This is a genomic window from Paenibacillus nanchangensis, assembly GCF_046543445.1.
GTDB lineage: Bacteria > Bacillota > Bacilli > Paenibacillales > Paenibacillaceae > Paenibacillus_AQ > Paenibacillus_AQ nanchangensis.
The window spans coordinates 1-15,264 of the sequence record NZ_JBHOFD010000005.1 but is presented as its reverse complement, the minus strand read 5'-3'; the positions used below and the strand labels follow the sequence as shown (position 1 = coordinate 15,264).

15 protein-coding genes and 1 pseudogene are annotated in these 15,264 nt (G+C 56.3%); all 16 read left to right on the top strand.

What is annotated here, in order from left to right:
• Position 1 precedes the first annotated feature (1 nt).
• A complete protein-coding gene (ndk, locus tag ACE6ED_RS04760) occupies positions 2-445 on the top strand; it encodes a nucleoside-diphosphate kinase (RefSeq protein ID WP_410825888.1) in 444 nt (147 codons plus the stop codon).
• 122 nt (positions 446-567) lie between these two features.
• On the top strand, positions 568-1,371 hold the full coding sequence (locus ACE6ED_RS04755) for a CheR family methyltransferase (RefSeq protein WP_410825886.1): 804 nt from the start codon (positions 568-570) through the stop codon (positions 1,369-1,371).
• 229 nt (positions 1,372-1,600) lie between these two features.
• Positions 1,601-1,768 (top strand): hypothetical protein, encoded by a 168-nt coding sequence (locus ACE6ED_RS04750; protein WP_410825885.1) that lies wholly within the window; start codon positions 1,601-1,603, stop codon positions 1,766-1,768.
• Positions 1,769-1,886: 118 nt separating this feature from the next.
• Entirely contained in the window at positions 1,887-3,056 is a 1,170-nt protein-coding gene (aroC, locus tag ACE6ED_RS04745) for a chorismate synthase (protein ID WP_410825883.1), read from the top strand.
• A gap of 1 nt (position 3,057) precedes the next feature.
• Positions 3,058-4,161, top strand: a complete 1,104-nt coding sequence (gene aroB, locus ACE6ED_RS04740) for a 3-dehydroquinate synthase (RefSeq protein ID WP_410825881.1) — start codon at positions 3,058-3,060, stop codon at positions 4,159-4,161.
• The gene (aroH, locus tag ACE6ED_RS04735) at positions 4,155-4,526 is read left to right on the top strand and encodes a chorismate mutase (RefSeq protein ID WP_410825879.1); all 372 of its coding nucleotides are present in this window, start codon (positions 4,155-4,157) and stop codon (positions 4,524-4,526) included. Before aroB ends, aroH begins: the two co-directional genes overlap by 7 nt.
• A gap of 437 nt (positions 4,527-4,963) precedes the next feature.
• Positions 4,964-6,520, top strand: a complete 1,557-nt coding sequence (gene trpE, locus ACE6ED_RS04730; protein WP_410825877.1) for an anthranilate synthase component I — start codon at positions 4,964-4,966, stop codon at positions 6,518-6,520.
• A 215-nt stretch (positions 6,521-6,735) separates the two neighbouring features.
• On the top strand, positions 6,736-7,776 hold the full coding sequence (trpD, locus tag ACE6ED_RS04725) for an anthranilate phosphoribosyltransferase (RefSeq protein WP_410825876.1): 1,041 nt from the start codon (positions 6,736-6,738) through the stop codon (positions 7,774-7,776).
• Positions 7,766-8,596, top strand: coding sequence for an indole-3-glycerol phosphate synthase TrpC (trpC, locus tag ACE6ED_RS04720; protein WP_410825875.1), 831 nt, complete (start codon positions 7,766-7,768; stop codon positions 8,594-8,596). The genes trpD and trpC overlap by 11 nt, the downstream gene beginning before the upstream one ends.
• On the top strand, positions 8,589-9,269 hold the full coding sequence (locus ACE6ED_RS04715; RefSeq protein WP_410825873.1) for a phosphoribosylanthranilate isomerase: 681 nt from the start codon (positions 8,589-8,591) through the stop codon (positions 9,267-9,269). The genes trpC and ACE6ED_RS04715 overlap by 8 nt, the downstream gene beginning before the upstream one ends.
• Entirely contained in the window at positions 9,266-10,462 is a 1,197-nt protein-coding gene (trpB, locus tag ACE6ED_RS04710; protein ID WP_410825871.1) for a tryptophan synthase subunit beta, read from the top strand. The genes ACE6ED_RS04715 and trpB overlap by 4 nt, the downstream gene beginning before the upstream one ends.
• Complete coding sequence (gene trpA / locus ACE6ED_RS04705; RefSeq protein ID WP_410825869.1) at positions 10,459-11,283, top strand: tryptophan synthase subunit alpha; 825 nt, start codon at positions 10,459-10,461, stop codon at positions 11,281-11,283. The genes trpB and trpA overlap by 4 nt, the downstream gene beginning before the upstream one ends.
• Positions 11,284-11,309: 26 nt before the next feature.
• Positions 11,310-12,407 (top strand): histidinol-phosphate transaminase, encoded by a 1,098-nt coding sequence (gene hisC / locus ACE6ED_RS04700; RefSeq protein ID WP_410825867.1) that lies wholly within the window; start codon positions 11,310-11,312, stop codon positions 12,405-12,407.
• A gap of 60 nt (positions 12,408-12,467) precedes the next feature.
• A complete protein-coding gene (locus ACE6ED_RS04695) occupies positions 12,468-13,562 on the top strand; it encodes a prephenate dehydrogenase (RefSeq protein WP_410825866.1) in 1,095 nt (364 codons plus the stop codon).
• A gap of 927 nt (positions 13,563-14,489) precedes the next feature.
• Positions 14,490-14,795, top strand: a complete 306-nt coding sequence (locus tag ACE6ED_RS04690; protein WP_410825864.1) for a transposase — start codon at positions 14,490-14,492, stop codon at positions 14,793-14,795.
• A gap of 231 nt (positions 14,796-15,026) precedes the next feature.
• Positions 15,027-15,264: pseudogene (locus ACE6ED_RS04685) on the top strand (IS110 family transposase); the annotation flags it as partial.

The following is a 15,264-nucleotide window of genomic DNA, read 5'->3' as shown; positions in this document are numbered from 1 at the left end:
CATGGAAAAGACGTTTCTGATGATTAAGCCCGACGGAGTTCAACGCGGATTAATCGGCCGCATTGTTGCCCGCTTGGAGGACAAAGGGTTTACGCTGACAGCAGCCAAGCTGGTCAGGGTAACGGAGGAGCAGGCCAAACGGCATTACGCGGAGCATGAAGGCAAAGACTTTTTCCAAGAGCTGGTGGGATTCATAACTTCGGGTCCCGTGTTTGCGATGGTGTGGGAAGGCGATGATATTGTTGCGCTGTCCCGGATACTGATCGGCAAGACCCGCGTTGGAGAAGCGCTGCCCGGCACGATCCGCGGCGATTTCGCCAGCCATACTCCCCTGAATCTGATCCACGGATCCGATTCGCCTGAAAGCGCCGAGAGGGAAATCGCCAATTTCTTCTCTCCGGAGGAACTGGTGCAGTACCGCAAAGACATAGCGACCTGGATGTAACTTGTATGCCTATAACGCTTACTCCTGAGTGTTCACGCCTGTGAACTCCCCTCTGGGATTGGCGTGCTCCACCTGTTGGGATAGGGTACATATGCAGCCGGGCTGAAGGCAGGGGAAAACCGATGTTGGAACGTGAAGAAGCGTTTGCTGATCCCGATTACACGGCGTTTATCGCCAACGTGAACAAAAGCACGGGGATCGACCTGGCGCAATACAAAGAAGCGCAGATGAAACGCAGGCTTACTACGCTGCGGATGAAGAACGGGTATCATACGTTCACCGATTTTTTTGCGGCAATGATGAAAGACAAAGTGCTGTTCTACGAATTTTTGGACCGGATGACGATCAATGTGTCGGAATTCTGGCGCAACCCGAACCGGTGGGAGGTGCTCAGGGACACGATCCTGCCGGAAATTCAGGCAGGCGGCCGGGGGCGGCTGAAGCTGTGGAGCGCCGCATGTTCCACGGGGGAGGAGCCTTATACGCTGTCCATGATTTTGTCGGACAAAGGGCTGCAGGGCCAATCGTCGATTTTGGCTACCGATATTGACGACGGTGCGTTGTCCAAGGCGAAAAACGGCCTTTATCTGGAGCGGTCGCTGAAGGACGTACCTAAGGATGTGGCCGCACGTTACTTCAAGCCGGATGGGCCGATGTACCGGATCAGCGATACGCTCAAAAAGAACATTGACTTCCGCAAGCAGAACTTGCTGCTGGATACGTTTGACACCGGCTTTGACCTGATCGTGTGCCGGAATGTCATGATTTATTTTACGGAAGAAGCCAAAAACAAGCTGTATCACAAGTTTGCGGCGAGCCTCCGTCCAGGCGGATATCTGTTTGTGGGCAGTACGGAACAAATTTTTACGCCGGGGCAATACGGCTTTGAGTCAACCGAAACCTTTTTTTACCGCAAAAAATTATAAACCAAGCTTTACCCGACGGCCGGACGCCTTGTTGTCCGGCTGTTTGTGTTTGCGCAGGCGTATACGGCGTTTGAGCCGGCAGCGTTTGCGTTTCGGCTGTTGTGCCTGCTCAGCTTAAGCCTTAAGTGTCTCACCCTGGAGGTGAACCGGCATGCAAGTATACTTTGTCATCCCCTCAGCGATACTGGGAAGGATAGAAGACTGAGCAGAGGAAGGATACAGGGACGACATGAACAAGGAGTCAGTTATTGACGCATACCGACGCGGGTACCTAACGATTCGGGAATGCGGGCAGATTCTTGGGCTGGAGGAGGCGCAGCTGCTTGCTTATTTGCAATCTGAGCCGGGCGATGAGCTGCGGTTTGCGGAGCGGTTGAAGCAGGCCGGGGGACGCTAGGGGAATAATCTGCTCCCTGCGCTAATCGAGGCTTTCCTTGTCAAATGCGCAGGCGCTATACTATAATGAGCAAAGATTATAGATTTTAGCGGTTTAAAGTGCGAAGGGGGAACGCAGCATGAGTTTACGCTATTTAACGGCGGGGGAAACGCACGGACCCCAGCTCACAGCTATTATTGAAGGACTGCCGAGCAATTTGAAGCTCGATTTTGAGGCACTGAACCACCAGCTCCAGCGGCGGCAAAAAGGGTACGGCCGCGGCAGACGGATGCAGATCGAACAAGATACCGCGCAAATTGTTGGCGGTGTCCGGCACGGCTTCACCACCGGCGCGCCGGTGGCGCTTGTTGTGGAGAACAAGGACTGGACCCACTGGCGCAATATTATGAACGTTGAGCCGATTCCCGGCAGCAACGAGGAGAAGCGGCGGGTAAACCGTCCGCGCCCGGGGCATGCGGACTTAAACGGCGGCCTGAAATATAATCTGACGGACCTGCGCAACGTGCTGGAGCGATCCAGCGCGCGGGAGACGGCGGCAAGAGTTGCCTGCGGTGCCGTGGCACGGCAGTTTCTCGAAGCTTTTGGCGTTAAAGTGGCCGGCCAGGTGATCCGGATCGGCGAAATCGAAGCGCCGGCGAACAACCTGTCTGTAGAGGAGCTTGCCCGGATTACGGAAGCTTCGTCCGTCCGCGTGGCCGATCAAGAAACGGAACGCAAGATGGAAGCCTACATCGACCAGATCAAAGAAGAAGGCGATTCGGTAGGCGGCATCGTGGAATGTATCGTGGAGGGCCTCCCGGTCGGGCTGGGCAGCCATGTGCAGGCGGACCGCAAGCTGGACGCTGCTATTGCCGGGGCGGTTATGTCAATCAACGCGTTTAAAGGCGTGGAAATCGGCATCGGCTTTGAAGCAGGCAAGCTGCGCGGCTCGCAGGTGCACGACGAGATTTTGTATGAAGCCGAACGCGGGTATTTTCGCGCCAGCAACCGGCTCGGCGGCTTCGAAGGCGGCATGACCAACGGCATGCCGGTTGTTGTCCGGGGTGTGATGAAGCCGATCCCGACACTGTACAAACCGCTCCGCAGTGTGGATATCGACACGAAGGAGCCGTTTACCGCACAGGTGGAACGTTCGGATGCCTGCGCAGTGCCGGCCGCTTCTGTCGTACTGGAGAATGTGGTTGTCTGGGAAATCGCCAAGGCGTTCCTCGACAAGTTCGGCGGCGATTCGATGGAAGAGATCCGGGCTAACTACAACAATTACCTGGCTCAATTGGAGAGCTATTAAGATGCGAACATTGAATGTTGATCTGGGCAGCCGTTCGTATCCGATTCATATCGGGACCGCGCTGCTGTCCCGGATGGGCGAATTTTGCACTGAAGCGGGACTGTCTACGAAAAGCCCGCTGCTTATCGTAAGCGACAGCGAGGTTGCCCCGCGGCATCTGGCACCGCTCAAAGCCTCGCTGGAACAAGCAGGCTTTAAGGTCGCGCTGCACGTCATTCCCTCCGGTGAAGCTTCTAAGAACCTGGAGGTATACCAGGAAGTCATGACGACGGCGATCCAGGCGGGGCTTGACCGGCGTTCGGCGGTGCTGGCGCTGGGAGGCGGCGTGGTGGGCGATTTGGCTGGTTTTGTGGCGGCGACTTACATGCGCGGCGTTGGTTTTATCCAGCTGCCGACAACGATTTTGGCGCACGACAGCAGTGTCGGCGGAAAGGTCGCCGTTAACCATCCGCTCGCCAAAAACATGATCGGCGCTTTTTACCAGCCGCTTATGGTGGTGTACGATCTGGACACCCTGATGACCCTGCCGCCGCGTGAAGTCTCTTCGGGGCTGGCGGAGGTAGTCAAGCACGGTCTGATCCGGGACCGGGACTTCGCTTACTGGTGCCTGGAGCATGCTGCGGAGCTGACGTCGCTCAGCCGCGAAGCGCTGGCCTATGCGCTTGAGCGGGGCTGCTCGATCAAAGCCGGGGTGGTTGCGGTGGATGAAACGGAACAGGGTCTTCGCGCCATTTTGAATCTGGGGCATACGATTGGACATGCAATTGAAGCCGTTTCGGGTTACGGCGTCGTCCTGCACGGCGAAGCCATTGCGATCGGTATGGCGGGAGCCGCTTTACTGGCCGTCCAGAGGGGCGCGGACCGAACTGTGTATGAAGACACGGTGGCCATGCTGACAGCGTTGGGCCTGCCAGTCACGCTTCCCGAAGCGTACGGGGAAGAGGAGCTGCTGGAAGCGATGCGGCATGACAAAAAGTTCAAGGAAGGCCGGATGACCTTTATCGTGCCGGAATCGGTCGGCGAAGTCAGGATTGTGGACGATATTCCGGAGGGCGCCGTGCGCGAAGTGATCCGGCAGCTGAAAAAGGAGGGGAGCCCTTGGTAAACCGTGGAATCCGCGGGGCGACTACGGTCACCCGCAACGATGAACAGGAGATTTTACGCGAGACGGTGGTGCTGCTGCGGGAAATTGTAGAGCGCAACCAGGTGATCGCAGAAGATATTTGCAGTGTGTGGATTACGATGACTCACGATTTGGACGCCACGTTTCCGGCGCGGGCGATCCGCGAGCTGGAAGGCTGGGATCTGGTCCCGTTGATGTGTTCTACAGAGATTCCGGTCAAGGGAAGTCTGCCGCGCTGCATCCGTTTGATGGTCCAGGTAAATACGAACCTGAGCCAGCGCGAAATCAAGCATGTATATCTGAACGAAGCGCAGAAGCTGCGGCCGGATTTATCCCAAACGACCTGAACGGTCAAATCCGGGGTTGTCAGCGGCTAAGTTCATCATGTATAGTAGGGATAGCCGAGAAGAAAGTAGCAGTTTGAGCAGAGCAAAGCAGAGTAGAGTTGAGATGAGACGAGAGCAAGACAATTCATGGATCAGAGCAGGTGTGACAGGCAGCCTTTACCAAGAGCCCGTTCAACTTAATGCCGCTGATGCCATGCTATAAGATACGATATCGTCTTCCGTCATGAGATGATGGAGCGGTACTGTTGTAATCACTTGCTCAGGGATACACGATAATCCCAGAGTTTGTTGAACCGATGGTTCCTGCGCGTGAAGACGCTTATTCGTACACGTCCTATTTCAATAATCTAATGTGAGCCTCTGCCTTTGGCAGGGGCTTTTTGATGTTTCTTGCGGCTTTATCACCAGAATTCGAAGACCCCAAGGAGGGACCACACATGACCACCCCCGGTATTGAACAGGTAATCGCGATGTCGAAGCAATACAATTTGATTCCGGTCGTAAAAAGACTGCTGGCCGACATGGAGACGCCGATCCGGATTTTTCAGCGCTTTTCCCAAAGAGACCGGGCGTTTCTGCTGGAAAGCGTGGAGGGCGGCATCCAGTGGGCGCGTTATTCGTTTATCGGCAGCGATCCCTTCCTGATGATATCCGGCAAAAAAGGGGCCATTGAGGTCGAATGCCGGGGCGAGCGCCGGACGTTAAACGGCAAACCCGTTGAAGAACTGAAGGCGCTGCTCCGCTCCTACCGGAGTCCGAAGCTGGACGATCTGCCGCCGTTCACCGGGGGAGCCATCGGATTTTTTGGTTACGATCTGCTGCAGTATTACGAAAAGCTGCCGGCCCATGCGGCCGACGACCTGCAGATGGACGACATTCGGTTTATGTTTTGCGACCGGCTGATTGTATTCGATCACGTGAAGCAGCAGATTTTGCTGGTCGGCAATCTTCATGTCGAAGAGGGTGACACGGACGCCCGGATCGGCGAGAAATACCAGGAGCTGAGCAAGGCGCTGGAAGAAGCGGCGGAGGAGCTGCACCGCGAAGGCCCCAAAGAGAACCTGAACCGCCGCACCATTCCGGGCGACATTGAGCTCGGCGACATCCGCTCCAACCAGACCAAGGAGCAGTACATGTCGAACGTGGAGCAGGCCAAGGAGTACATCCGGGCGGGGGACATTTTTCAGGTGGTGCTCTCCCAGCGGTTTCATATCGACACGGAGGTATCACCGCTGCATGTATACCGCGTACTGCGGACGCTCAATCCTTCGCCTTATATGTACTATTTAAAAATGGATGAGGAAATCATCGTCGGTACCTCTCCCGAAGCGTTGGTCAAAGTGGACGCCGGGCGGGTTGAAACCCGGCCGATCGCCGGCACGAGGCCGCGGGGCGCAACCGATGCGGAAGACCGCAGCTTGGCCGCGGAGCTGCTGGAGGATGAGAAGGAACGGGCGGAACATCTAATGCTGGTTGATTTGGGCCGCAACGACCTTGGCCGGGTATCGGAATTCGGGACGGTCAAATGCGACGCGTTTATGGAAATCGAGCGTTACTCCCACGTCATGCACATGGTTTCGAACGTGTCCGGCAAGCTGCGGGACGACAAGGACTTCTTTGACGCGTTTCTGTCGTGTCTGCCCGCCGGAACCGTATCGGGTGCGCCAAAGCTGCGGGCGATGGAGATCATCGCCGAGCTGGAGCGGGAGGCAAGAGGGGCTTACGCCGGCGCGATCGGGTATCTCGGATTTTCAGGCAGCATGGACTCCTGCATCACGATCCGGACGATTATTTTTCGCAAAGGCAGGGCTTATGTCCAGGCAGGCGCGGGCATCGTCTGGGATTCGGTTCCGGAGAAGGAATACGAAGAAACGGTCAACAAAGCCAAAGGCATGCTGAAAGCGATCCGGATGGCGGAAGCGATGTTCCCGCAGCCTGAGCGGACCGGGCAAGTGATTAACCAGGATTATATGTACGAATATACACAGGGCTGAACCAGCCTGATGATATAAAAGAAGACGAAACACAGGATAACGGAATATCGGGGCACCGGGAAGCGAAATAACGGAAACCGAATTAACAGAAACCGAAATAACAGAAACCGAAATAACGGAAACCGAAATAACGGAAACCATAGTAACGGAACACCCGGACACCGGACCGCGGAAGGCGCGGATTTCCGGCAACAAACCACGAGGAGGACGATTCGATGAATACGAACGAGCGGGTACAGGCGGGAATCGCGGCGGCGGTTGCCGGAACAAATCTGACGCGGCTTGAGGCGCGTGGAGTAATGGATGCGATCATGACGGGGGAAGCTACTCCGGCACAAATCGGATCGCTGCTGACGGCGCTGCGGATTAAAGGCGAGACGGTTGAGGAGATTACCGGATTCGCCGAAGCGATGCGCGGTGCGGGCACCCGGGTCACGACGGAGCCGGCGCGGCTCCTGGACACCTGCGGAACCGGGGGATCGGGCATCCACAAGTTCAATATCTCCACGGCGTCGGCAATGATCTCCGCAGCAGCATCCGTCCGAGTGGCCAAACATGGCAACCGGTCGGCATCGGGACGTGCGGGAAGCGCGGACGTGCTGGAGGCGCTAGGAGTGAACATTCATCTTAGCGCTGAGCAGGCGCGGCGGTGCCTGGACCGCATCGGCATCTGCTTCCTGTTCGCGCAGCTGTATCATCCTTCGATGAAATATGCCGCAGCGCCGCGTAAGGAACTGGGTTTCCGGACGGTGTTCAATATGCTTGGCCCGCTGACCAATCCGGCGGGAGCGGACCGGCAGGTGCTCGGCATCTATGATTTGTCCCGGACCGAAACGATTGCATGTGTGCTCCGCGAGCTAGGCTCAAAGCGGGCCATGGTTGTCAGCAGTCTGGACGGGCTTGATGAGATCAGTGTATCGGCGCCGACACGGGTGTCCGAGCTGAAAGGCGGCGAAGTCCGCACGTACGAGATTGTACCTGAGGATCTGGGGCTGTCCAGCCATCCGCTTCAGGCGGTGCTCGGCGGTGACGCGACCGAAAATGCAGCGATTATCCGCTCGGTATTCGCCGGCGACCGGTCGCCATACCGCGATATCGTGTTGGCCAATGCGGGCGCCTGCATTTATGTGGCCGGACTTGCGGAAACACTGCAGGACGGAGTGCGGCAGGCCGCCGACACCGTCGATTCGGGTAAAGCTATGGAGAAACTGCGGCAGCTGGCCGCCATGACGGAGGAACTGAACTATGTATCTTGATCGGATTGTTGCCACCAAAAAAATGGAAGTCGAAGAGCTTGCGCGGACCTTCTCTCTCACCGAAGCCGAGCGCTCCATCGCCGGGCTGGCCGCTACCCGGGGGTTCCGCGACGCACTGACCCGGCGGCGGACACGAGGCCTCGGGCTGATCGCCGAAGTCAAAAAGGCTTCGCCGTCCAAAGGCCTGATCCGTGAAGATTTTGACCCGGTGGAAATCGCCCGGGCTTATGAAACGGCAGGAGCCGACTGCGTGTCGGTGCTGACGGACCGGACTTATTTTCAGGGAAGCGGGAAGTATCTTCAGAATATAAAAGCGGCGGTCAGCCTGCCGCTGCTGCGCAAGGACTTTATCATCGACGAGCGTCAAATCTTCGAGGCCAGGCTGCTTGGTGCGGACGCGGTGCTGCTGATCGCCGCTATTCTGGACGCGGCGCAGCTGGCGGCGTATACAGATACGGCGGAATCGCTTGGCCTCGACGTGCTGATTGAGGTGCATGACCGGGCCGAGCTGGAGACGGTGCTGGGGACGGGGAAAGCGGAGAATCCGGGAGTGCTGATCGGCATTAATAACCGGAATCTGCATACTTTTGAAACCAGTCTGGAAGCCACAGGCGAGCTGGCCCCGCTTATCCCGGCCGGCGTGCCAGTTATCAGTGAAAGCGGCATCTCCCGGCCGGAGGATTTGGAGCTTCTGGCTTCTTACGGGGCCCATGGCCTGCTTGTGGGCGAATATTTTATGCGTAAAGACGATGTGGCCCAGGCGGTCCGCACGTTAATGGAGCCTGTGTCCAAACGAAAGGATGCGCCGGCACATGGGTGAGACGAAGGTAAAAATTTGTGGACTTCAGGGCGTTGAAGTGCTAAAATCTATGATACGCTTACCCGTTGATTATATTGGCTTTGTTTTTGCTCCCAGCCGGCGCCGGGTCGAACCGGAACAGGCAGCGGCACTTGCCGCCCTGCTGCGGGAGTGGCCGGAAGACGCCGTTCCCGGAGCGGTCGGCGTGTTCCGCAATCCTTCGCCGGATGAGCTGCGGCAGACGCTGGATACCGTCCCGCTTGATGTCGTGCAGCTGCACGGGAACGAGCGTCCGGAGCTGTGCAGGGAACTGCGGAGAGCCTACCCGGAACTGCGAATCTGGAAAGTTATCTCGGAGCCGGACTCCGCAGAGACGCAGGCGGCTGGGCCGGAAGAGACGCTCGGCCTGTATGCCGGATGTGTTGATGCCGTACTGCTTGACACGTACGATCCGCATCAGGGCGGAGGCTCAGGGCGGACCTTCGCCTGGGACCGGATCCCGGCTTACCGGGAGCAGGCGTCCCGGATGGGACTCCCGCTAATGGTTGCCGGAGGCCTTAACCCGGACAACGTCGGCGAACTGCTGCAAGGGTACGAGCCGTGGGGCGTTGACGTATCCAGCGGCGTCGAGACGGACGGAGTCAAAGACATAGCAAAAATTACAGCATTTATCGAAAGGGTGAAGCAGCCATGATTCAAGTACCGGATGAACGCGGACGTTTCGGCGCTTTTGGAGGACGATTTGTGCCTGAAACGTTGATGAACGCGCTGATTGAGCTGGAGGAGGCGTACAAGAAGCATTCGGCCGACCCGGCCTTTCAAGAAGAGCTTGCCTATCTGCTGAAGCAGTATTCGGGCAGAGAGACGCCGCTGTATTACGCGGAGCGCCTGAGCAACGAATTGGGCGGAGCTAAGATCTATTTAAAACGTGAAGACCTGAACCATACGGGAGCCCACAAAATCAACAATGCTCTTGCTCAAGGTCTGCTGGCGAAAGCTATGGGCAAAAATAAGGTAATTGCCGAGACCGGAGCCGGCCAGCACGGCGTTGCCACAGCGACCGTGGCCGCTCTGCTCGGCCTGGAATGCAAGGTTTTCATGGGTGAAGAAGACACACGCCGGCAGCAGCTGAATGTCTTCCGCATGAAGCTGCTAGGCGCGGAAGTAGTTCCGGTGACCTCGGGATCGAAGACACTGAAGGATGCCGGTAATGAAGCGCTGCGCTACTGGGTCAGCCATGTGGACGATACGTTTTATGTGCTCGGCTCAGCGGTGGGTCCACATCCTTACCCGATGATGGTCCGCAACTTCCAGCGGGTGATCGGCGATGAGACGAGACGGCAGATCCTTGAAGCGGAAGGCAGGCTGCCGGATGTGCTTGTCGCAGCCGTCGGCGGCGGCAGCAACGCGATCGGCATGTTTTATCCGTTTGTTGAGGACGGGGTGCGGATGATCGGCGTGGAAGCGGCCGGCCGGGGGATCGATACGCCGTATCACGCGGCAACGATGAGTAAAGGCACCCACGGCGTGTTCCAAGGCTCCATGAGTTACTTGCTGCAGGACGAGTACGGGCAGGTGCAGGAAGCCCATTCCATCTCGGCGGGCCTGGATTATCCGGGCGTCGGGCCAGAGCATTCCTACCTCAAAGACATCAAGCGTGCGGAATACGTTCCGATTACGGACGCGGAAGCGCTTGATGCGCTTAAGCTGCTGTGCGTGACGGAAGGCATTATTCCCGCCCTCGAATCGGCGCATGCCATTGCCCATGTCGCCAAACTGGCGCCTGAACTCCCCAAAGATCAGATCGTTGTCATCTGTCTGTCGGGACGCGGCGACAAGGATGTCGAATCGATTATGGCTTATACGGAAGGAGGCGGGGCGAAATGACGACCGAAACCCGCAGCAATGCGATGGACCAGGCATTCGCCCGGCTGAAACAGGAAGGCCGCACCGCGCTGATTCCGTTCCTGACGGTCGGCGATCCTGATGTGGAGACGACGGTTGCGATCATCTCCGAGCTGGAAGCGGCGGGAGCCGACGTGCTGGAGCTGGGCGTCCCTTATTCGGACCCGCTGGCGGACGGACCTGTCATCCAGCGAGCTTCGTCCAGGGCGCTGAAGAATGGAGTAACGCTTCGCACCTGTCTTACTGTCGCGCGCCAGTCCCGGGAATCGGGATGCGGACTGCCGTTTATTTTGTTCACTTATTACAACCCGGTGCTGCAAATGGGATTGGATACGTTTTTCCGCGAGGTTGCCGCGCATGAGGTCAGCGGCCTGATTATTCCTGATCTGCCGGTGGAAGAATCTGAAGAGGTGCGGGAACGCTGCGCCGAAGCGGGCATTCACTTGATTCCGCTTGTTGCTCCGACCTCCAGCGAGCGGATCGCACGGATCGTCGGCGGGGCGTCGGGGTTTGTCTACTGCGTCTCCTCCCTTGGCGTGACGGGCGAACGTTCGTCCTTCCACGAAGGTGTGGAGCAGTTTATTGCCGAAGTGCGCCGGAATACCGACCTGCCGGTGGCGGTCGGGTTCGGCATTTCGAGCGGCGAGCAGGTCGCCCGCTTCGCCCGCATCTGCGACGGAGTAGTGGTCGGCAGCGCCATCGTGCGCAAGGTCGAGAAGGTCATTCCGCTGCTGAACGATCCGGCACAGCGCGCGGACGGACTTTTACAAATCCGCAATTTTGTGGCACAGTTAAAAGCATAACAACCGAACGAGAGCGAGGACTGTACATGAAGCCGAAACCGCATGTAGTCAATTTGCCGGTCTACAAGCCGGGCAAACCCATCGAGGAAGTCAAGCGGGAGCTTGGCCTGGAGGATGTAATCAAGCTGGCCTCCAATGAGAATCCTTACGGCACTTCTCCCGCCGCCAAAGCGGCGATCACCGCCGAGCTGGACCAGCTGTTCCTGTACCCTGACGGAGCAGCAGCCGAGCTGTCGGCCGCTCTTGCCCGGCATCTGGGCGTAAAGGAAGAGAACCTGATTTTCGGCTGCGGCTCTGATGAAGTGATTGCGCTGATCGCGCGGGCCTTTTTCCTGCCGGGAGACGAAACCGTGATGGCGGATCAGACCTTTTCGGTGTACAAAAGCAATGCGGATATCGAAGGCGCGGTCAGCATTGAAGTCCCGCTCAAGGACGGCGTACACGATTTGGATGCCATGCTGGCAGCGATTACGCCGCGCACAAAGATTGTCTGGGTCTGCAATCCCAATAATCCGACGGGAACGATCGTTTCGGATGCGGCGTTGACCTCCTTTCTGGACGCGGTACCGGCCGGCTGCATGGTGGTTCTTGACGAGGCTTACGCCGAATACGTAACGGACCTTTCTTTTTCGGACGGAATCAAACTGCTTGAGCGTTACCCGAATCTGGTTCTGCTGCGGACCTTTTCCAAAATTTATGGTCTGGCCGCGCTGCGGATCGGCTACGGTGTGGGTTCACCCGAAGTCATCAAGCTGATTAATCAGGTACGCGAGCCGTTTAATACCTCCCGGCTGGCCCAGGCTGCGGCACTCGCCGCGTTGTCGGATCAGGCGTTTATCGAGAACTGCCGCAAGCTGAACAGCCTTGGCATCGCAATGCTCCAGGGAGAGTTCAAGCGGCTTGGATTACACGCTTTTCCGGCGCACGGGAACTTTATTCTGGTCGATGTCCGCCGTCCGGGGGCCGAGATCTTCGAAGGGCTGCTTAAACGCGGGATCATCGTAAGACCGGGCTTCGGCAAATACCCGACCTGCATCCGGGTGACCGTTGGCTCCGAAGAACAAAACCGGGCATTCATTAACGCGCTGGAACAGGTCCTTAATGAACTGGGTGTAAACGCCTAACGAAATTCGATGGGTCGGCCCCGATCAGGATATCTACTTGAGGCAGGAGCGTAAGCAGTCATGACAACCAAAATCGCAATATTCGGAGTGGGCCTCATCGGGGGCTCACTTGCGCTGTGTTTTAAAGGCAAAGAAGGACTTCACGTCACAGGCTATGCCCATCAGGAAGAATTGGCGCAAAAATACAGGGAGCGGGGTGTCGTCGACCATGCGACGGTATCCGTTGAGGAAGCCGCATTGGACGCGGACTTCATCTTCCTGTGCGTGCCGGTCAGCCTGCTGGAAAGCTATTTGCGGCGCCTAAGCGAGCTGCCGCTTAAGCCCGGCTGCATCATTACTGATGTGGGCAGTACCAAAGCGAGTATCGCGGCTTGCGCCGCTGCGCTGTCCCTGCCGGACGCGTATTTTATCGGCGGCCATCCGATGGCCGGGTCGGAGCGTTCCGGTGTTGAGGCGGCATCATCAGTCTTATTTGAAAATGCGTATTATGTGCTGACGCCGCCGCCCGGTGTTCCCGAAGAGGCCTGCGGAGCGCTGGAACAGCTGCTGGTACACACCAAAGCGCAGATCGTGCGGCTGGACCCGGAGCGGCATGACGAAATTGTTGGAGCGATCAGTCATCTGCCGCACATTATCGCAGTAGCGCTGGTTAATCAGATTCACGGCTATGACGAGCAGGATTCCCTGTACAGCATGCTTGCGGCAGGGGGCTTTCGGGACATTACCCGGATCGCGTCCAGCGACCCGCTCATCTGGCGTGATATTCTGATTAACAACCGTGATGTGATTTTGCGGCTGCTCCGGGACTGGAATAGTGAAGTTGCGGCATTCGCCGGACTGCTTGAACGTGAAGACGGCGCGGGGATTGAAGCGGCTTTTGCGGAAGCAAACCGGTTCCGCGGGCGGCTGCCGGAGCGGCGTAAAGGGGTGATCGCGGCGACCTTTGATTTGTATATCGATGTGCCTGACCATCCGGGGATTATCGGCCGAATCGCAACCGAACTGGGGGACAGGGAGATCAACCTGAGCAACATGCAGATTATCGAGAGCCGGGAAGATGTTCCCGGAATTCTCCGTCTGTCTTTCCGGCAGGAGAGCTATCTGGAGCAGGCTAGAGAGCTGCTGCAGGGGCAGGGCTACACGGTCTATCAATAACCGGTCCTACTGACACTGGTTGCCTCGGGCGAGGACTGTGTACTGCAGCCGCTGCGTGGCAGGGCTTTATAAATGACGGCGGTACATACTGTTGAGGGTGTACTGACAGCTTTGCTATGACGGCGTTGCGCACAGTTTTCAGGGTGTGCTGACAACTTTGTTATGACGGCAGTGCTCACAGTTCAAGTTGTGCTGACAGCTTGGCTTAAGATGGCAAGCTGCTGCAACTACTTTAAGAAGTGCAAGGCAGTTATTCTATGAATTATCATCGTGCAGACCTATCGTGCAGACCTATCGTGCAGACCTATCGTGCAGACCTATCGTGCAGACCTTCAATGAGAAGGTCTTTTTTTAATGGGCGGCCGGACAACTGGGGGAAAGGCGAAACAAAAGAAAGGCGGATTAAAAAAAAGTCAAAGCGCTTTCAAAAAGATTTGAAATTAGGGTTGACAGAATGAAAACGGATACATATAATAAAAGTACAGTATGGTTTCTCTCCACTCCTATCCAAAACTGTACGGTTCCTGAATTCAGTGAACTGTAGGCCGCTTTTGTAAGCGGTCTTTTTTTTGTTTTTTTTCGCTTGTGTTAGGGTGTGTACGCAAACTGTAAATTGAGGAATTAATTTGTAAAATATGAGCTGTGAGTCGAAGATACGAGATAACAGACCGAGAGTGGGAAGTCGTCGTTCAGTCGTTCAGATGTTTTACCGCCAGCCCGAAAATCACAAGGAGGTCGACCACCTAAAGACCGTCGCCAGATGCTCGTCCTGTGGGTTGCCTGAACCGGCACATCATGGCGTGATTTACCCGGTAATTATGGCCATTGGTCTTGGTCTTCCGCCTATAGCTTTTTATGGCGCTTTCAGAAGGCGGGAATCTGGGATGAAATCTGAAGCATGTTACCATTGAACCCGATTTTGAGCAGATGATGATGGATACAACCATAGTCCGAGTTAATCAGCATGGGGCCGACGCAAAAGGAGTAAAGCAAGCAAGCGATCGAACGTTCCCAAGGCGGTTAACCGCCAGGATTCATGCCGTAGTCGATGCACTGGGAAACCCGCTACGCTTTGAATTAACACCTGGGCAATCACACGATTCCGTGATGGGTTACGAAATGATATCAACCCTGGACATACAGAAACGAGAAGTTTGCATTACCACAGACCGCGATACAGAGGTCTTTGCGGACCCAGCGGACCTTATTTCTGAAATTCTTAGGCTTTGGTAGGCCTGACGGACTCAAGATCCGTTAATCGTACCGAAACTTACAAATTAAGGAATATCTGCGTAAATAGGTGCTTCTGAGTCCGCAACTTTGCCAAAACACGCAATAATCAGCAATTAAAATTCCTGTAGGTGCTAACATTTGGCCTTTGAAACAAAAGGAGTGCCTCTAGTACGATGGGGTTGGATAACGGGTCAAAAGCCCTGAAAACCCACCATAGGAGGACACTCTACAATGAAGTTTAAAGCATCTCAGGCTGTAAATCAACGGATTGAAAGAATATCCACAAATCACCTGGTCGTAGGCATCGACATTGCCAAAGAAGTCCATGTTGCTGCTGCTGTTAATTTCCGGGGAATTCAACAGGGACGGGTGCTGAGCTTTCCCAATAACCTCGACGGCGCTGAGCAGCTATTGCGCTGGATCGACGAGCTGCAGGCACAGAGCGGACTCAGTGAAGTCATTTTTGGCG